The sequence below is a fragment of the Thermaerobacter litoralis genome (assembly GCF_054654595.1).
On record NZ_BAAIES010000004.1, the window covers coordinates 210,876 to 229,415 of the forward strand.

Here is an 18,540-nt window from a genome sequence, read left to right on the forward strand (position 1 = left end):
CATGGTTCACCCGCGCTCCGGGAAGCGTTCCCGGCCGGCCCCCAGCCCCTCGGATCCCGGCCCTTGGTCCGCGGCGGGCCGCCGCCGGCCTTCGCCGCCCGGTCCCGGCACCTGCCCCGAGGTCCCCGGCCCGGTTCCCGCCCCCGGCAGGGCACCCGCCGGCACCCGGACCCCGGCCACGTGGACGTGGACCCGCACCCGGTCCTCGCCGACGGCGCGGCGCACGGCCTCCCCGACCCGCCGCATCACCGTCCGGGCCACCTCCGGGATCGGCACCCCGTAGGCCACCACGATGCGGACGGTCACCTCCAGGCCGCCGCCCTCGGCGGCCGCCACCTCGACCCCCCGGCCGTGGGCCTCGGTGCCCAGCAGGCCGGCCAGACCTTGACGCCAGCCCCGGGGGACCGTGCCCACCACGCCCTCGCATCCCGCCAGGGCCGCGCCGGCGATGCCGGCGATGACGTCTTCGCTGATGGCGATCCGGCCGTGTTCGGTGTCGAACTCCAGCAACCCAAGCCCCCCGCTTCCCCGTTCCGGCGTGGCGCGGGCCGTGGCGCGGGCGCCGCCGGGTCGTCCCTGCGGCCCGGCCCCCCGGCCACCCCTGGCCCGCCGGGTCTCCGGCTCTCCCCTTCGCCGGCTGCCGCCCCATTCCTTGCCGCCTTCCGGGGCCTGTGGTAGAATCGGCTGCGTGACTTGCGCCCCATGCACGATGCCCGGGACGGCATCACCGATGCGCAAAGGAAGTCGCCCCACTGGATGATCAGGAGGAGAATCGCCATGGCTCGTCGCTGTGAGATTTGCGGCAAGGGCGTCGACTACGGCAACCAGGTGAGCCACTCGAACCGCAAGTCCCGCCGCATCTGGGTGCCCAACCTGCAGCGCGTCCGGGCCGTGACGCCCCAGGGCGTGCGCCGCATCCGCGTCTGCACCACCTGCCTGAAGTCGGGCCGCGTCGTGCGGGCGGTCTGACGAGGTCTCAGGATCCGGACGTTCGAGATTTGCAACGCCCATCGGGACGAACCGGCTGCGCCGGGGCCGGCGGCATCCAAGCCGCCGGCCCCGGCGTCTTTCGCCATCGCCGCCGGCCCCAAGACGCGGCCACCCCGGGCCGGTGCGCAAGGCCGAGCCGGGCGGCGTTCTTCTCCCTCGCCGCCGGCCCTCGGAACCGGCCCTAGGACGCTCCGTTCGAATCGCCCGGTTCCCTCCCCTGCCGCGCGGCGACGACCAGGGCCTCCAGCTCCGCGCCGGAAAGGCGATAGGTCTCCCCGCAGAAGTGGCAGCGCAACTCGGCGCCGCCGTCCTCCCGCAGGATGGTCTCCAGTTCCTCCGGCCCCAGGCTGATCAGGGCCCGTTCCACCCGCTGGCGGTCGCAGCGGCAGCGGAAGGCCAGGGGCTGCCGGTCGAGGATGCGGGGCTCGAAACCCGCCAGGGCCCGTTCCACCATGGCCTCGGGCGTCAGCCCGGCGTCGATCAGCCGGCTGATCCCCTGCAGGTTGCGGACGTTGGCCTCCAGGTCCTGGGCCCAGTCCTCGGGATGACCCGGCAAGAGCTGCAGCATGAAGCCCCCCGCCGCCCGCACCTCCCCCGAGGGGTTGACCAGCACGCCCAGGCCCACCACCGAAGGGGTCTGGTCCGACTGGACCAGAAAGGCGGTGACGTCGTCGCCGATCTCCCCGGACACCAGCGGCACGCTGCCCGTGTAGGGCGTGGCCAGGCCCAGGTCCCGGGTGACGTGCAGGAAGCCGGGCAGTCCCACGGCTCCACCCACGTCCAGCTTGCCGTCGGGGCGCAGGGGCAGGTCCACGTGGGGGTTGCGCACGTAGCCACGCACGGCCCCGCCCGCCTCGCCCGTCGCCAGGATGGCCCCGAGGGGGCCGCTGCCCGCCACCCGCACGGTCACGGTGGCGTCGTCCTTGAGCTGGGCCGCCAGAAGAGCCGTGGCCGTCAGGACCCGGCCCAGGGCCGCCGTGGCCGTCGGCCAGGTGTCGTGGCGGCGGCGGGCTTCCTCGACGAGCCGCGTGGTGCGGCAGGCCAGCACCCGCACCAGCCCGTCCCCGGCGACCGCCCGCACCAGGTAGTCGCCGCCCTCCGCCCAGGGCTCGCCGTGCGCCTCCACGTCCCCTGCGGGCCCGGCATCCCCCCCGCTTACAGTCCCGGCCCGAGCGCCCTCCCCGCCCTCGGCCTCGGCCCGGCCGCCGTCCCCTCCCGGTCCCTGGTCATGGCTGGTTGGATGACCGGCGCCGCCGGCGTGCCCCCAGCCATGGGCGGATCCCCGGCCATGGGCGGAGGCACCGGGCCCGGCGCAGGGGTCATGGCCAAGGCGCCGGCCGTCGTCCGCGTGCAAAACCTGGTGCACAACCTGTTCCATCGCCACCATCCCGGTTTCAGGTTCGGCGGGCCCTGGACCCGGCGTTGTCGCCCTGATGCGCTACGCGCGCTGGCGCCCGGCGGGCACCGGCAACCCGCGCCAGCCGGCGCCAGGCACCGCCGGCCAAGTCCTCCGGCGTCCCATCCCGCCGACGCTACCTATCGTGCCACAACGCCAGAGGAGCGGGGAGCGGCGGCGACCGCCGCCTGCGCAAGAAACCGCAGGCGGCCCCATGGGCGCGGCCCCGGCCCCGGGGCACCCCGTTGGACGGCGGCTTGGGGCGCCACGCCGTCGCCGCGGCGGCGGGCCCGCGGCCGGACCCTCGGGCGGGCCTTCGGCGGGACGCGGCCAGCCGCGCCTTCGGCCGGACCCTCGGGCGGGCATTTGGCCGGACGCGGCCGGCCGGGCCTGCGGCAGGACCCTCGGGCACGCCTTCGCCCGGACCCAGCCGGCCGGGCTTTCGGCCGGACCCGGCCGGCCCCCGCTGCCCAGGCAGGGCCCGGCCGCAACCGGCCGCCGGAACCGGGCCCAAGAGGGAAGCCGGCCCCCGGCGAACCGGGGGCCGGCTTCCGGTCTGGGCGGCGACGATGGCCCGATCCTCGCCCTTTCTCCGCCTCGCCCCGCTTCGGCCCTTCCTCGCCGCTGCTTGCCGGATTACCCGCGCCCGCTGCCCCGCCGTCCCAGGCGCAGGATGCGGCCCAGGAAGCCGGGCAGGCGCACCACGATGACACGGACGGCCATGGGCGTTCCCTCCCGCCCCAGCCTATTCCCCGGCGGGGCCGCCCGGTGCCTGGCCCCCCGCCGGCCCTGGGGCCGCCGCCCCGGCCCCCCGCGCTCCCGCGGCCTGGCGCAACCGGTGCAGGTTCGTCCCCACCGGGGCCCGGCCGTTGAAGACCGACGACCCCGCCACCAGCAGGTCCGCCCCCGCCGCCACCGCCAGGGGCGCCGTCTGGACGTCGATGCCGCCGTCGACCTCCAGCCACGGCCGGGGTCCGGCGGCGGGCAGCATGGCCCGCACGGCCCGCAGCTTCTCCAGGGCCAGGGGCAAGAAGGCCTGGCCCCCAAAGCCGGGGTTGACGCTCATCACCAGGATGAGGTCGACCTCCCCCAGCAGGGGCTCCACCGCCACCGCCGGCGTTCCGGGGTTGAGGGCGACCCCGGCCCGGCAGCCCAGGTTCCGGATCATCTGGACCGCCCGGTGGACGTGGGGCGTCGCCTCCACGTGGACGGTGATCACGTCGGCGCCCGCCTCGGCCACCGCCGCCAGCAGCGGTTCCGGCCGCTCGACCATCATGTGGACGTCCAGGGGCAGCCGCGTCAACCGCCGCACGGCCGCCACGATCATGGGGCCAAAGGTCAGGTTGGGGACGAACCGGCCGTCCATCACGTCCAGGTGCAACCCGGCCGCGCCGCCGGCCTCGGCCGCCCGCACCTCGTCGGCCAGGCGGGTGAAGTCGGCCGAGAGCAGGGAGGGCAGGACGACAGGTCCGGTCCCGGGGGCCGGCCAGGGGAGGGACCGCCCCCCGCGGCTGGGCCCGCCGGCGGGCCGGCCGGGACCCCCGGCGCCGGCCGGCCCGGGGCGGGAGCCGCTCCCGGAAGGGGCCGCCGGCGTAGGGCTGGGCGCCCCCTTCCCGCCGCCGCTGCCGCGCCCGGACCGTTCGCCCTGGGGGTGGGCGGCTCCCTGAACCGCCCCTGGGCCCTGGACCGCTCCTTGGGCTGAACCCGCTCCCATGCTCATCCCCTTTCGCCGCCCGTCGTCGCCGTGCCCATCAGCGATAGCGCTCGGCCAGCCGCTCCTCCAGCTCGGCCAGCAGGACCAGGTAGTTCTGGTAGCGCCACGCGGCGATGCGCCCGGCATCCCGCGCCGCCCGCACCGCGCACCCGGGCTCGCTGCGGTGCAGGCAGCCCCGGAACCGGCAGCCGGCCGCCTCGCGGCGGATCTCCGGCCAGAGATCACCCAGCTCCTCCGGCTCCAGCTCGGGCAGTTCCAGCCGGCTGAAACCCGGGGTGTCGGCCACCCAGCCCTCGCCGGTCAACGGCAGCAGTTCGACGAAGCGGGTGGTGTGCCGCCCCCGGCCCAGCTTGCGGCTGACGTCGCCCGTGGCCAGGTTGAGGCCCGGCTTGAGGGCGTTGAGCAGGGTCGACTTGCCCGCCCCGCTGGGGCCGGCCACCACGGTGATGCCCTCCCGCAAGGCAGCGGCCAGTGCCTCCAGGCCCCAGCCCTTGGGGGCGGCCACCCGGTGGACGGGATAGCCCGCCTGCCGATAGCCTTCCACCAGGCGGGCCGCCCACCCCGGCAGCGGGTCGCCCGCGGCCGCCACCAGCCGGTCCAGCTTGGTGAAGGCGATCACCACCGGCAGGTCCAACGCCTCGGCCTGGACCAGGATCCGATCCATGAGGATCGGCACGGGATCGGGCTCCTGCAGGGACTGCACCAGCAACACCCGGTCGACGTTGGCGACGGGCGGCCGGATCAGCCGGTTGCGCCGGGGCAGCACCCGCTCGATGGCGGCGCCACCTTCCTGGACCGTGACCTCCACCCGGTCCCCCGTCAACACGTCCCCGGCCTGGCGCCGCAGGCGTCCCCGCAAGGCGCACAGGACCACCTGCCCGTCGCCGTCCAGGCGCACCTCGTAGAGGTTCGTCTGCGCTTTGACGACGGTTCCCGTCCGCAGCGCCATCGGCGTGAAGGGCTCACCTCCGCCCCGGGATGACGGATCGCCTCGCCATCAGAGACTGCGGCCCCTCGCCTAGTCCCCCTCGCCCCCCGCCTCCCCGCCGCCCGCGCCGTCGCCGGGGGCTGGTTCGTCCCCGCCGCTGTCCTTGCCCTTGCCGCGCCCGCCCGGCGCCTTGAGGCGCTGCTCGTCGACCTGCTTGCCGTCGACGTAGATCAACGCCCGGGCCTCATTCCCCTGCCAGGTGACGGGCACCTCCACCCGCTCGCCGCCCTGGTGGGTTTGCTCGTAGACCACGCGGCGCCCGGCCTGGTCCTCCACCTCGACCCGCAGCTGGTGCGGCCCGTCGCCCGGGACGGGGATGACCAGGGTCTTCTGGTAGGTCTCCGCCGCGGGCGGGGCGGGCTCGGGCCCCCGGCTGACGATCAGGTTGACGGCGGTTCCCTTCTCCACCGAGGCCGCCGCCGCCGGGTCCTGGCCGATGACGGTGCCGGCGGGATAGGGGCTGTACTCCTCCTGGACCTGGCCCGCCGCCAGCCCGGCGGCCTCCAGCTCAGCCCGGGCATCGGCCACCGTCAGGCCGAAGAGGGACGGCACCAGGACCGGCCGGCTCTCCGGCCCCTGGGAGACGGTGAGGTAGACGGTCATCCCGGCCTGGATCGGGCTCCCCGGTCCCGGATCCTGGTCGACCACCACCCCCGCGGGCTCGTCGGCGTGGCGGTAGCGGACCTCCACCACCAGGCCCTGGTTCTCCAGGCGCAGCCGGGCGTCCCGCTCCTCCAGACCGCGCACGTCGGGCACCGACAGCCACTGGGGCCCCTTGGAGACCACCAGCTGGACGGCCTGCCCCATGCGGACCTGCTCGCCCGCCGGCGGCCGCTGCTCGATCACGGTGTTGACGTCGCTGTTGTCATACCGCTCTTCGAGGATCTCCCATTGCAACCCGGCCTGTTCCAGGCGGTTCTGGGCCTCGATCAGGGGCAGCCCTTCCACGGGGGGAACGGTGACCACCGGCGGCTGCAGCCAGCGCCGCGTCGCCGCCCCCGCCCCCATGGCCAGGACCAGCAGGAGGAACACGGCCAGCGCCACCCGCAGGCGCCGGCGCCGCCGGGCGCCGGCGCCTGCGGCGGGCCCCTCCGGCCCGCCTTCGCCGGCCACCGGCGCCGGCGGGACGCCGCGGCCCGGCGTCGCGCCGGCGCCGGGGCCAGGCCCGCCCGCGCCCGCCGCGCCGGTCCGGGGCCGCCCCGCCCCGGACCGGCGCGGGGGCCGGCCCGGCCGGGCCACCCGCACCCCACCCGGGTCGTCGTCGCCGGCCCCGACGGGCGTCCACCCGGCGGGGCCGGCCGGCGCGGGAACCGCCGCCCCGGCCAGGACGACCGCCTCCCCCTCAGCCGCTGCGCCCCGGGGACGCTGCACGGGCACCGGCAGCGTCCCGCCGGCGGGCGAGGCCACCCGGCGGCCGGGAATCCCGCCGGGGACCGCCGGCTCCCCCTTCCCGCCGTCCCCGGCGGTCCCCGGCGCCGGGAACGGGTCGTCCCGGCCGGGGTCCGGCCTGGCTTCCCGCTGGCCGGGCCACCCCGGCCGCCGCACCCGGCCGTTGCCGGCGCCCGGGGCGAGCCCTTCTGGCGCCGGCCTGGAGGCCGTCCCGCCGCCGGCGCCGGCCGCGGCTCCTCCGGCCACGATCCCGCCAGGATCCGCCCCTCCGGCCCCGGCCCGCGCGGCGGCGCCCGCCGCCGCAGGCGTCGAACCGGCCGCCAGGGACCCGGCGGGGGCGACCCCGCCGGCCCCAACGCCGGAGCCCCGCCTCCCGTCGGGATGGGCAGGCCCGGCCCCATCCCGGGGACCGGCCGCGGAGCGCGGGCGGTTCCGGCTGGTGGCGGCGCCCTTGCCCGCCGCGCCACCGGGCAGGGAGGGACCCGCCACCAGGGTATCCTCCAGGGGACGGCGGGCCAGGGCCGCCACGGGTCGCCCCGCCAGGAAGTTCTCCAGGTCTTCCAGCATCGCCCCGGCCGACGGGTAGCGCCGGTCGGGGTTCTTCTCCAGGGCCTTCAAGACGATGGCTTCCAGGGCCCGGGGCACCCGGGGGTTGAGGGCCGACGGTAGGGGCGGCTCCTGTCCCAGGTGCTGCATGGCGACGGCCACCGGGGTGTCGCCGTCGAAGGGCAGCCGGCCCGTCAACATCTCGAAGAGGATGATGCCGACGGCGTACACGTCCGACCGCTCGCTGGCCGGCATGCCCCGCGCCTGCTCGGGCGCGAAGTACTGGGCGGTGCCCACCATGGCGCCCTGGTCGACCACCGTGGTGGTGGTACCGCTGGCCCGGGCGATGCCGAAGTCCGTCACCATAACCCGGGCGTCCGGGGTGATCAGGATGTTCTGGGGCTTGACGTCCCGGTGGATCACGCCGTTCTCGTGGGCGTGCTGGAGCACCGACAGCACCCGCGAGGCGATGTGCACCGCCTCCCGCAAGGGCAGGGGCGCCTTCTCCCGGATGTACTGCTTGAGGGTGATCCCCTCCACGTACTCCAGCACCAGGAAGGGATGGCCGGCGTCCTCTCCCACGTCCAGGACGGCCACGACCCCCGGGTGGGAGAGGCGGCGCACCGCCTCGGCCTCCCGCCGCAGCCGGCGCAGGAAGGCGCCGTCGGACACGTATTCGGAGCGCAGGGCCTTAACGGCCACCGTCTCACCCGTCACCTGGTCCGTGGCCTTGTAGACGACGGCCATGCCCCCGCCGCCCAGGAGACCGGTGACCCGGTAGCGACCGGCCAGCACCGTGCCGATCACGGGGCCCCACCGTCCCACCAGGCCAGCACGGCGGTGATGTTGTCCGAGCCGCCCGCCGCCAGGGCCGCCTCGATCAGCTCGTCGACCCGCACCGCCACGTCGGCCGGCTCGGCGGCCCGCAACAGGTCGGCCAGGCGGGCATCGGGCAGCGCCTCGCTCAGGCCGTCGCTGCAGAGCAGCAGCAGGTCCGACGGCTCCAGCTGGACCGTCGTCTCATCGACGGGCACCGAGACGTCGGTGCCGATGGCCCGGGTCAGCAGGTTGCGCTGGGGGTGGTGCCGGGCCTCCTGTTCGGTCAGGGCCCCGTTGCGCACGAACTCCTCCACCAGGGAGTGGTCCTGGGTCAGGCGGGCCAGTTGCCCCTGGCGCAGCAAGTAGGCGCGGGAATCGCCCACGTGGCAGAGCTCCACCGCGCCACCCCGGCCGATCACCGCCACCGTCAGGGTGGTGCCCATGCCGCTGAGGTCGGGGTCGCCGGCCTGGCGCCGGAAGACCTCCTGGTTGGCCGCCACCACGGCCTCCGCCAGGGGGGCCCCGGCCATCACCCGCTCCCGCAGGGTGCGCAGGGCAAGCCAGCTGGCCACCTCCCCCGCCCGGTGACCGCCCATGCCGTCGGCGACGGCCAGCAGCCAGCCACCGTCGCCGGGCAGCGCTTCGGCCAGGTAGGCATCCTCGTTGTTCTCCCGCACCCATCCGGGGTGGGTGCGGGCGGCCAGGCGCAAGACCGGCATGTTCCTCTCCCTCCGCGCCGCCGGCGGGCCCCCCGGCACGACCGCCCGGTCGGGGCCGCACCGGCCCTCGCCGGCGCCCTCGCCAGCGCCATCGCCACGGGCACAGCCCCTTCTCGGCGTCCGCCCCGGCCCACGGCCGGATCCGGCGCCCCGGGCCCACGCCCGGCGGGGCGCGGGCCTGGCGGTAGGCCCGCAGGGCCCCATGGCTTGCGGCGCCGCGACACCGGCTCGCGAAGCCCGCGGCCTTGGGGGCCCCGTCCCTCCGCCGGCCTCGTCGATCCCAGGACCTGCGGCGACCTTTTCGCCCAATCTAAAACATGATTGAATTCGCCGGACCCGGCGGGTTTCCCTGGTCGTGCGGCCGCCGTCCGGGCGACCGGCGACCGCCCCTGGGGCCGATGGCCCCGGGCGGCCGAGCCGGTTCGATCCCGCCCGGGCCCGTCCCCCAGACCCGGGCCGCTCCGCCCCGTCCCCCGGACCCAGGCCGCCCCGCCCCAGCCGCCCGCGCCTACTCCGGACCGGCCCCGGCCTCGGCCAGGGCCCGGCGGCGCAGCTGCCCGCAGGCGGCCTCGATCCGCTGGCCCAGCTCCCGGCGCACCGTCACGTTGACCCCCAGGCTGCGCAGCTGGGCGGCGAAGGCCTGGACCCGCTCGGGGGACGGCGCCCGGAAGGGGCGCTCGCTGACCGGGTTCCACGGGATCAGGTTGACGTGGGCCCCCAGGGGTGCCACCAGCTGGGCCAGCTCCCGGGCGTGCTCGGGCTGGTCGTTGACGTCGGCGATCAGGACGTACTCGAAGGTGATGCGGCGGCCCGTCTCCGCCACGTACTCGCGGCAGGCGTCCATCAGCTCGGCGATGGGCCAGCGCCGGTTGACGGGCATCAGCCAGCTGCGCAGGGCGTCGTTGGGGGCGTGGAGGGAGACCGCCAGGGTGATGGGCAGCCCCTCCCGGGCCAGCTGGCGGATCTTGGGCACCAGCCCCGAGGTGGACACCGTCATGTGCCGGTAGCTGATCCCGGCGCCCTGGGGATGATGGGCGACCCGCAGAAAGCGCAGGGTGGCGTCCAGGTTCTGCAGGGGCTCGCCGATCCCCATGATGACCAGGTGGCTGACCCGCTCGCCCCGCGCGGCCAGGTCCCGGTTGACCACCAGCAGCTGGCCCGCCATCTCCGCCGCCGTCAGGTTCCGCACCAGCCCGCCCAGGGTCGAGGCGCAGAAGCGGCAGCCCATGGCGCAGCCTACCTGGCTGGAGACGCACAGGCTGAGGCCGTAGCGATGGCGCATCAGGACGGTCTCGATCAGCTGGCCGTCGTCCAGCTCCAGCAGGTACTTGCGGGTGCCGTCCTCGGGATCAACCTGCAGCCGCCGCACCTGGGGCACCATGGGATCGCCCAGGGCCTCCAGCCGTTCCCGCAGGTCCCGGGGCAGGTCCGTCATGGCGCTGAAGCGGGTCACCCCGCGCCGGTGGAACCAGGCGAAGATCTGGCGCCCCCGGTAGGCCGGCTCACCCCATGGGGCCAGCTGGGCGGCCAGTTCCTCCGGCAGAAGACCGGCCCACTCCCGGGTTGGCACGGCCGGCCCGGCGGGACCGGCGCCCCCGCCACCGGTCCCTTCGTCCCGCCCGGCGGCGGCCGGCGCTGCAGCCGGGTTCATCAAGCCCTCGTGCTCCTCCGCCACCGCCCTCACCTCCCCTCGGCGCGCCGCAGGCACGCGATGAAGAATCCGTCGACCCCATGCCGGTGGGGCCAGAGCTGGATCCACCCGTCCGGAGCGGAGGGCTCCTGCCGCAGCCCGGCGGGCAGCCGGGGCCGCAGGTCCACCGGGACGAAGGCGCCGGCAGCCTCCCGCAGGAACCCCTCCACCACCGCCTGGTTCTCCTCGGGTTCGGTGGTGCAGGTGCTGTAGACCAGGATCCCGCCGGGCCTGAGGCAGGCCGCCGCCGCCCGCAGCAGCTCCCCCTGCAGCGGGGCCAGGGCAGCCAGGTCGCCGGGCTCCTTGCGCCAGCGCAGGTCGGGCCTCCGGGCGATGACCCCCAGCCCGCTGCAGGGCACGTCAGCCAGCACCCGGTCCGCCTGCCCGGCGAACCGCTCCGGCAGCCGCCGCCCGTCCAGGGCCAGCGGCTCCACCGCCTCCAGACCCAGCCGCCGGGCTGCCGCCCGCACCTTCTCCAGCCGGCCTGGGTCCACGTCGCAGGCCACCACCCGACCCCGGTCGCCCATCCGCTCGGCAATGTGGGTCGCCTTGCCGCCCGGCGCGGCCGCCACGTCCAGCACCAGCTCCCCCGGCTGGGGGTCCAGCACGTGCACCGCCAGCATGGAACTCTCGTCCTGCCAGGTCAAGGCGCCCTGCTGGAAGGCGGTCAGCTCCGCCGGGCTCACCCCATGGCCCAGCCGCAGGGCTTCCGGGAGGAACCGGCCGGGTTCCACCGGCACCCCCGCGGCGGCCAGGGAGGCCGCCAGGGCCTGGGGATCGGCCCGCAAGCGGTTGACGCGGGCGGACAGGGGCGGTACCCGGTTGTTCGCCTCGAGAAGCTGGCGGGTCTCCTCCGGCCCGAGCCGCCGGAGCCAGCGTTCCACCAGCCAGCGCGGGTGGGCATGGGTGAGGGCCAGGTGTTCCGCCAGGTCCTCCTCCGCGGCGGGGATGGCCCCGTGGGGGAAGCCGTGGCGGGCCGCCTGGCGCAGCACGGCGTTGACGAACCCGGCGGCGTAGCCGGGGCCGTGCCGCCGCACCAGCTCCACCGACTGGTCCACCGCGGCGTGGGCCGGGATGCGGTCCAGGTGCCAGAGCTGGTAGGCGCCCAGCCGCAGGGCGACCCGCACCGGCGGGTCGAGCCGCGGGGCAGGCCGCCGGGCCCACCGGCCGAGGGCCCAGTCCAGGGTCCCCTGGCGCCGGGCCACGCCGTAGGCCAGCTCGGTGGCCAGGGCCCGCTCTCGCGCGGGCAGCGCGGCCCGGTCGAGGAGCCGCGCCAACGCCTGGTCGACGTACACCGGCCCGGTCTCGGCCGCCAGCAGGGCGAGGAAGGCGGCCTCCCGCCCGTCCCGCGGGGGGCCATGACCGGGCCGACCCGGCCGGCCGTCCCGGCCCCGCCGCTCCCGCGGCCGGCCGGCGGCCGCCCCGCTGCGGTCCGGAACCGAAAGGGGGCGCCCCGGCGGCGCCCCCTGTGGATGCTCGCCGGTCGTGTCCATGGGCTCAGTCCCGGCGCCCGCGCAAGGCCAGCAGGTACAGCAGCTGCATGACGGCCATGACCATGGCCGCCACGTAGGTCAGGGCCGCCGCCTGCAGGACCGCCCGGGCGCCCCGCACCTCCTCCCCGCGGAGGTAGCCGCCGCCCGCCAGGGTCGCCAGGGCGCGGCTGGAGGCGTTGAACTCCACCGGCAGGGTGATCACCTGGAACAGCACGGCCAGGCTAAAGAGCAGGATGCCCAGGTTCTGCAGGGGCGCCCAGTTCATGATCAGCCCCAGGAAGAAGAGGGGGAACGCCAGCTGGGAGCCGAACTGGGTCGCCGGGATGATGGCGTTGCGCAGTCCCAGCCAGACGTAGCCCGTGGCGTGCTGGATGGCGTGCCCCACCTCGTGGGCCGCCACCCCCTGGGCCGCCACCGTGGAGCCGTAGTAGACGCCCTCGGACAGGCGCACCACCTTGGTGCGGGGATCGTAGTGGTCCGTCAGCCGCCCGCCGATGGGCTCGACCCGCACGTCGTCGATGCCCGCCTGCCGCAACATCTGCCGGGCCACGTCGGCCCCCGTCAGGCCGTTGGCGGCCCGGACCTGGGAGTAGGTCGCATAGGCCGCGCTCACCTTGCTCTGGGCCCACAGCGCCAGCAGCAGCGCCGGCCCTACGAACAAGAGGTACAGCGGGTCGATGTAGAACATCGCGTCGCCCTCCCTTCGCCCTACCCTCCGGATGGAGCCGACCTGATCCTGCCGGGTGCAGCCGTCATCCTTCGGCACCCGGTCCCGGGTCGCCTGGTCCCGGGTCCGCCCCGGCTGGACCGGGATCCCCCCGGCGCCCGCCTGCCCGGGTGACGGCCGGCACCGGGGCGGCCGCGGGGGCCGCCGAGGCCGCGGCAGCCTCCCCACCCGGTCCGGCGCCGGTACCCAGGCGCTCGCCGACGGCCAGCCGGTAGCCGTTGACCACTTCCAGGGGGGTCATGGGCCGCCGCCCCGCCGGCTGCAGCCGGCGGATCCAAACCACGCCCGAACCGCAGCGCACCGCCACCGCCCCGCGGGTGACGGCGACCACGGTCCCCGGTGGAACCGGCGCCCCGCCAGCCTCCTCTGGGGCCGCGGCCGCACCGGCGGCGCTCCGGGCCGCCGGCTCGCCCGCCGGGCCGGGGTCGGCCGGGGCAGCCTGGCCGGCGCCTGCGGTCCCCGGCGGTGCCGGCGCCTCCCCGCCCGGCGGCACCGGCTTCGCCGCGGCCGGCCGGGCCGGTTCGTCCGAAGCCGGCGATCCCGGTGCGGCCGCGGCCCCCGCCGCCGCCGGTTCGTCCGCCGCCGGCGGCGTCGTGGAGGCGCCAAAGACCTTGAGCACCTGGCCCCGCCAGGTGGTCCGGGCGCCCGGTCGCGGATCCAGGGCCCGGATCTGCCGGGCCACCGCCGTGGCGTCCCGGCTCCAGTCGATCCACTCGTCGTCGCGGGACAGCTTGGGCGCCATGGTCGCCTGCGCCGGATCCTGGGGCCGGCGCGGCGCCTTGCCCTCCGCCACCAGGCGCAGGGTCTCGCCCAGCAGCTGGGCGCCCAGCCGGGCCAGCCGGTCGTGGAGCTGGCCGGCGGTGACCTGGTCGTCCAGCGGGATCGACCGCTGGAGGATGATGTCGCCGGTATCGAGCCCCTCATCCATCCACATGGTGGTGACGCCGGTGACGGCGTCGCCCGCCAGGATGGCCCACTGGATGGGGGCGGCGCCGCGGTGGCGGGGCAGCAGGGAGGCGTGGACGTTGATGGCGCCCAGCCGCGGCACCTGGAGCACGGCGGCGGGCAGGATCTTCCCGTACGCCACCACCACCAGCAGGTCGGGCCGCCAGGCCCGCAGCTGTTCCACCACCGCCTCGTCCAGCCGCTCCGGCTGAAGCACGGGGATGCCGTACTCGGCGGCCACCGCCTTAACGGGCGGCGCCGCCGGCTCCAACCCCCGGCCCTGGGGCCGGTCGGGCTGGGTGATGACGCCCACCACCCGGACCTGCCGCTGCAGGAGTTCCTCCAGGCTGGGCACGGCGAAGGCCGGCGTGCCCATGAAGACCACCCGCAGGTCGCTCTCCGGCGGCAGCTCCACCACCTTGCGCGCCCGGTCGGTGATCAGCACGCCATCGAGATGGTCGATCTCGTGCTGCAGGCAGCGGGCCAGCAGCCCGTCGCCCTCGATCCAGATGCGCCGGCCCCGCCGGTCCAGGCCCGTGACCTGCACCGACGTGGGCCGTTCCACCTCCGCCAGCAGGCGCGGCAGGGAGAGGCATCCCTCGTAAGCCGCCTCCACCTCCTCGCCGCGGCGGACGATCTCGGGGTTGATCAGCTCGATCAGACCGTCGCCCACGTCGACCACGATGATCCGCTTCGATACGCCGACCTGGGGTGCCGCCAGGCCGATCCCATCGGCGGCATACATGGTGGCGGCCATCCGGTCCAGCAGCTGCCGGATCTCCCGGGTCACCCGGGCCACGGGCTGGGCCGGGGTGCGCAGGACCGGTTCGTCCGCCCCCTTCACGATGGGCAGCGGTTCGGCCGCGTCCCGGGAGGACCGGTCTCTGCGGCCTCGCCGCCGGGGGTTGTCGGCCATCGGCATCCCTCCCGTCGTCCTATGTACCATTTTACCGGCCCGCGGGCGGCCCAGCAGCCGGACCGGCGCCGGCGCCTCCGGCCGCGGGACGCCCGCCGCGGGGACGAACCGGCAGGGCCGGGGCGGCGGCCCCCCGCGGCAGCCGGCGGCGCCCGGGGACCGCCGGGGCCTGGGCCACGCCGCGCCTGGCTGGGGTTACGCCACCCCGGGCTGGGGCCACGCCACCCCCTACAGCATTCCGTAGGGGTCCACGTCCACCTGGACCTGGACGTCCCGGGGCCACTGGGGGCGCAAGGTCGCCAGGGCCGCCCGCGTCGCCTCCCGCAGGGCGGCGCCGTCGGCGGCCCGCGCCAGCACATGCCACCGCCAGCGGCCCCGCAGCCGCTCGATGGGCGCCGGCGCCGCGGGGGTCACGGCCCCGCCCTGCACGGAGGCCGCCTCCACGGCCGCCCGCCAGGTGGCCGCCAGCCGCGCCGCGGCCCGTTCCACCGGCGGCCGTTCCGGCCCCACCACGATCGCCCGGATCAGGTGGCCGAAGGGGGGGAAGCCCAGCTCCCGCCGCTCGCCGGCCTCCAGGTCGTAGAGGGCCCGGTAGTCATGGGCCGCCACGGCCTGCAGGCACGGGTGCTCCGGGCTGTAGGTCTGGATCACCACCCGGCCCGGCTCCGCCCCGCGGCCCGCCCGGCCCGCCACCTGCTCCAGCAGCTGGAAGGTCCGCTCCTGGCGGCGAAAGTCGGGCATGTGCAGGGCGGTATCGGCGGAGACCACGCCGACCAGGGTCACGCCGGGCACGTCCCAGCCCTTGGCGATCATCTGGGTGCCGATCAGCACGTCGATGGCGCCGGCGGCAAAGCGCCGGTAGATCGCCTCGTGGGCGCCTCGCCGGGCCGTGACGTCGGCGTCCATGCGCTGGACCCGGGCGCTGGGGAAGAGCTGCCGCACCGCCTCCTCCACCTTCTGGGTGCCCAGGCCGAAGGGGTACAGGGCGATGCCGCCGCACCGCGGGCAGGTGGCCGGCGGCACCTGGCGGTGGTCGCAATAGTGGCAGCGGCAGACCAGCCGGCCCGAGGCCAGCTGGTGGAAGGTCAGGGACACGTCGCAGTGGGGACAGCGCAGGACGAACCCGCACTCCCGGCACAGCAGCACGGTGTGGTAGCCGCGCCGGTTGAGGAAGAGCAGGACCTGCTGACCGGCCTCCAGCCGGCCCCGCATCAGCTCCAGCAGCCGCCGGCTGAAGATGGAGCGGTGGCCCGCCTCGAACTCCTCCCGCATGTCGACCAGCTCCACCGCCGGCAGGGGCCGCTCCCCCACCCGCCGGGCCAGTTCCAGCAGGCCCAACGCTCCCTCCAGCGCCCGGTGATAGGTCTCGACGGCCGGGGTGGCGCTGCCCAGGATGACCACCGCCCCTTCCAACCGGCCCCGGGCCAGGGCCACCTCCCGGGCGTGGTAACGGGGCGTCTCCTCCTGCTTGTAGCTGGTCTCGTGCTCCTCGTCGACCACGATCAGCCCCAGGCGGGGCACCGGCGCGAAGATGGCCGAGCGGGCCCCCACCACCACCGGCTTCCGGCCCGTCCGGATCGCCTGCCAGGTGGCCAGGCGCTGGGCCGGGGTCATGGCGCTGTGCAGCACCGCGACCCGGTGGCCGAAGCGGGCGCGGAAGCGGGCCACCGTCTGGGGGGTGAGGGCGATCTCCGGCACCAGGCAGATGGCCCCCTGACCGCGGCGGAGCACGGCGTCGATGGCCCGCAGGTAGATCTCCGTCTTGCCGCTGCCCGTGACGCCGTGGAGCAGGAAGGCCCGCGGGGAGGAACCCGCGGTGACGGCATCCCCGGCCCCGGTCGCGGGCGTGCGCAGGACGGCCCCGGCCGCGGGCGCGCCCGGGACGGCCCGGGGCGCGGGCCCGCCCGGGACGGCCTCAGCCGCAGGTACGCCCGGGATGGACCCCGGCGCGCCGGAAGCCGGGGCACCCGGGTCGCCGAGGACCCGCTCCAGCCGCTCCCACACCCGGGCCTGTTCGGGCGTCAAGGGCGGCGGGGGGCTGGCCGGTTCGGCCGTGGCCGCCGGTTCGTCCAGGGCCGGGCCCCGCTCTTCGACCCGGATCCATCCCTTGCGCTCGAGGGCCTTGACGGCCTCGGGCCCCGCCCCCGCCTGGTGAAGCAGCACCGCTTGAGGCAACCCGTCCTGGGCCTCGGGGCGGCACAGCCGCTCCAGCAGGGCCGCCTGCCGCGGCGCCCGCCGGGCGACCTCCGCGGCCCGCCGCCGGGCTTCGGCGGGTTCGATGGCCAGCCGCACCCAGCGCCGGGGCGCCGGCCGCACCCGCCCGCCCCGGGCTCCCGGCGGCAGCATGGCCCGCAGGGCCTGGACGAACAGGCACAGGTAGCGTTCTTCCATCCAGCGGGCCAGGTCGATCAGGGCCGGGGTCAGGACGGGGATGGGGTCGTGCAGGGCCAGGATGGGCCGCAACCGCTCGGGCGGCACCTCGGGCTGGGCGGTGAACTCCACCACCGTCCCCTCCACCCGGCGGGGTCCGAAGGGGACGGTCACCCGGTGGCCGACTTGCAGGCGGCCGGCCAGCTCCGGCGGCACCAGGAAGTGGAAGACCCGGTCGACGTCCGGGGCGACGATGTCGACGATCACCCCGGCCACCGGCAGGCCGGCGGCACGGCCGCCGGGACCGGCTCCCGCGGACGCGCCGGGCGGCAGGCCGGCCGGCACCCCGCGGGGACCAGAGGGCCCCGCCGGCGGGGCGGCGGGTTGCCCGCCGGGGCGGCCGGCCCTGGCGGCGGTGCCGCCGGAGCCCGGCCGGCGGGCACCGCCACCGCTCATCCGGCCTCGCCCCCGCGGTGGAGGCCGTCGCCTCCCCGGGGGCGGGAGGGCGCCGCCGGCCCGGTGGCCTCCGGCCGCCCGGCCGGTTCGTCCGCAGCCCGGTCCCCCCGCTCGCCCGGTTCCGCCGCGGCGCCGGCGGAACCCGGCAGCCCCGGCAGGGGCAGGCGGTCGAGGATGGCCTCCGCCACCGCCCGCTTGGACATGGGGGGCAGGGACTCCCGCCGCCCGTCGGGATAGACCAGGGTGACCACGTTGGTGTCCACCTCGAAGCCGGCGCCGGGCTGGGTCACGTCGTTGAGGACGATGAAGTCCAGGTTCTTCTCCTCGATCTTGCGGCGGGCATTCTCCAGGAGGTCGTGGGTTTCGGCGGCGAAGCCCACCAGGATCTGTCCCGGCCGCTTGCGGCGGCCCAGCTCCCGGAGGATGTCCACGGTGGGGGCCAGTTCCACCACCGGCGCGGCGGTGTCCTTCTTGATCTTCTGGCCCGCCGGCCGGGCGGGGCGGAAGTCGGCCACCGCTGCCGCCTTGATCACCACCTGGGCCTCGCCCGCCCGCCGCAGGACGGCCTCCAGCATCTCCGCGGCCGTTTCGACCCGGACCACCTCCACGCCGAAGGGGTCAGGCAGGTGGACCGGTCCCGTGACCAGCACCACCCGGGCGCCCCGATCGCGGGCCGCCTCGGCCAGGGCGAAGCCCATCTTCCCCGAGGAACGGTTGCTGAGGAAGCGGATGGGGTCCAGCGGCTCCCGGGTGGGCCCGGCGGTGACCAGCACGGTGACGCCGTCCAGGGTGTGACGCCCCGCCAGCAGGGCCTCGGCCCGGGCGGCGATGACCTCCGGCTCGGGCAGCCGGCCGATCCCGGCGTAGCCTTCGGCCAGGGGGCCGGTGGCGGGCTCTAGCACGTGGTAGCCCCAGCCCCGCAGGCGCGCCACGTTGGCCTGGGTCGCCGGGTGGCGCCACATGTGGGTGTTCATGGCCGGGGCCACCAGCACCGGCACCCGCATCCCCGTGGCCAGCACCACGGTGGTCAGCAGGTCGCCCGCCAGGCCGCCGGCCAGTTGCGCCAGCAGGTGGGCCGTGGCCGGCGCCAGGACGACCAGGTCCGCCGAGTCGGCCAGCCGGATGTGCTCGACGCCGGCCCGGGGCGTCCACAGGTCGTCGGCGGTGTAGACGGGCTGGTGGGTGAGGGCGGCGAAGGTCAGGGGCGTGACGAAGCGGGCGGCCCCGGCGGTGAGGATCGTCACCACCCGGGCCCCCCGCTCCCCCAGGCGGCGGGCCAGTTCGGCCGCCTTGTATGCGGCGATGCCGCCGGAGACCCCCAGGATCACGGTGCGGCCCGCCAGGGGGCCGCCCGGGGCCGGCGTCGTCGGAGCAAGGGTCAT

13 protein-coding genes are annotated in these 18,540 nt (G+C 76.5%); 1 reads left to right on the forward strand and 12 read right to left on the reverse strand.

The window, feature by feature from the left end; translation table 11 throughout:
* Positions 1-6: 6 nt before the first annotated feature.
* Positions 7-510, reverse strand: a complete 504-nt coding sequence (locus ACYQ02_RS02740; protein WP_460038903.1) for an Asp23/Gls24 family envelope stress response protein — start codon at positions 508-510, stop codon at positions 7-9.
* A 267-nt stretch (positions 511-777) separates the two neighbouring features.
* Here ACYQ02_RS02740 and rpmB point away from each other — a divergent pair, with 267 nt between their 5' ends.
* Entirely contained in the window at positions 778-969 is a 192-nt protein-coding gene (gene rpmB / locus ACYQ02_RS02745) for a 50S ribosomal protein L28 (RefSeq protein WP_460038904.1), read from the forward strand.
* A gap of 202 nt (positions 970-1,171) precedes the next feature.
* Here the strand turns inward: rpmB and hslO are convergent, their stop codons facing one another.
* The 11 genes from hslO to coaBC all read right to left on the reverse strand — a co-directional run bounded on the left by hslO (position 1,172) and on the right by coaBC (position 18,540).
* A complete protein-coding gene (hslO, locus tag ACYQ02_RS02750; RefSeq protein ID WP_460038905.1) occupies positions 1,172-2,116 on the reverse strand; it encodes an Hsp33 family molecular chaperone HslO in 945 nt (314 codons plus the stop codon).
* A gap of 1,015 nt (positions 2,117-3,131) precedes the next feature.
* On the reverse strand, positions 3,132-4,106 hold the full coding sequence (rpe, locus tag ACYQ02_RS02755) for a ribulose-phosphate 3-epimerase (RefSeq protein ID WP_460038906.1): 975 nt from the start codon (positions 4,104-4,106) through the stop codon (positions 3,132-3,134).
* Between the two features lie 31 nt (positions 4,107-4,137).
* The gene (gene rsgA, locus ACYQ02_RS02760; protein ID WP_460038907.1) at positions 4,138-5,049 is read right to left on the reverse strand and encodes a ribosome small subunit-dependent GTPase A; all 912 of its coding nucleotides are present in this window, start codon (positions 5,047-5,049) and stop codon (positions 4,138-4,140) included.
* A 69-nt stretch (positions 5,050-5,118) separates the two neighbouring features.
* On the reverse strand, positions 5,119-7,830 hold the full coding sequence (locus ACYQ02_RS02765) for a protein kinase domain-containing protein (protein WP_460038908.1): 2,712 nt from the start codon (positions 7,828-7,830) through the stop codon (positions 5,119-5,121).
* Complete coding sequence (locus ACYQ02_RS02770; RefSeq protein ID WP_460038909.1) at positions 7,827-8,561, reverse strand: Stp1/IreP family PP2C-type Ser/Thr phosphatase; 735 nt, start codon at positions 8,559-8,561, stop codon at positions 7,827-7,829. The genes ACYQ02_RS02765 and ACYQ02_RS02770 overlap by 4 nt, the downstream gene beginning before the upstream one ends.
* A 508-nt stretch (positions 8,562-9,069) precedes the next feature.
* A complete protein-coding gene (gene rlmN / locus ACYQ02_RS02775; protein ID WP_460039034.1) occupies positions 9,070-10,131 on the reverse strand; it encodes a dual-specificity RNA methyltransferase RlmN in 1,062 nt (353 codons plus the stop codon).
* Positions 10,132-10,241: 110 nt separating this feature from the next.
* Complete coding sequence (rsmB, locus tag ACYQ02_RS02780; protein WP_460038910.1) at positions 10,242-11,744, reverse strand: 16S rRNA (cytosine(967)-C(5))-methyltransferase RsmB; 1,503 nt, start codon at positions 11,742-11,744, stop codon at positions 10,242-10,244.
* Positions 11,745-11,748: 4 nt separating this feature from the next.
* Positions 11,749-12,432 carry a zinc metallopeptidase gene (locus ACYQ02_RS02785; RefSeq protein ID WP_460038911.1) on the reverse strand — a complete coding sequence of 228 codons (684 nt, stop codon included), beginning with the start codon at positions 12,430-12,432 and terminating at the stop codon, positions 11,749-11,751.
* Positions 12,433-12,496: 64 nt separating this feature from the next.
* Entirely contained in the window at positions 12,497-14,332 is a 1,836-nt protein-coding gene (gene fmt / locus ACYQ02_RS02790) for a methionyl-tRNA formyltransferase (RefSeq protein ID WP_460038912.1), read from the reverse strand.
* 228 nt (positions 14,333-14,560) lie between these two features.
* Positions 14,561-17,158: a replication restart helicase PriA gene (gene priA / locus ACYQ02_RS02795; protein ID WP_460038913.1), complete on the reverse strand. Its 2,598-nt coding sequence runs from the start codon at positions 17,156-17,158 to the stop codon at positions 14,561-14,563.
* On the reverse strand, positions 17,155-18,540 hold the full coding sequence (coaBC, locus tag ACYQ02_RS02800) for a bifunctional phosphopantothenoylcysteine decarboxylase/phosphopantothenate--cysteine ligase CoaBC (protein ID WP_460038914.1): 1,386 nt from the start codon (positions 18,538-18,540) through the stop codon (positions 17,155-17,157). Before coaBC ends, priA begins: the two co-directional genes overlap by 4 nt.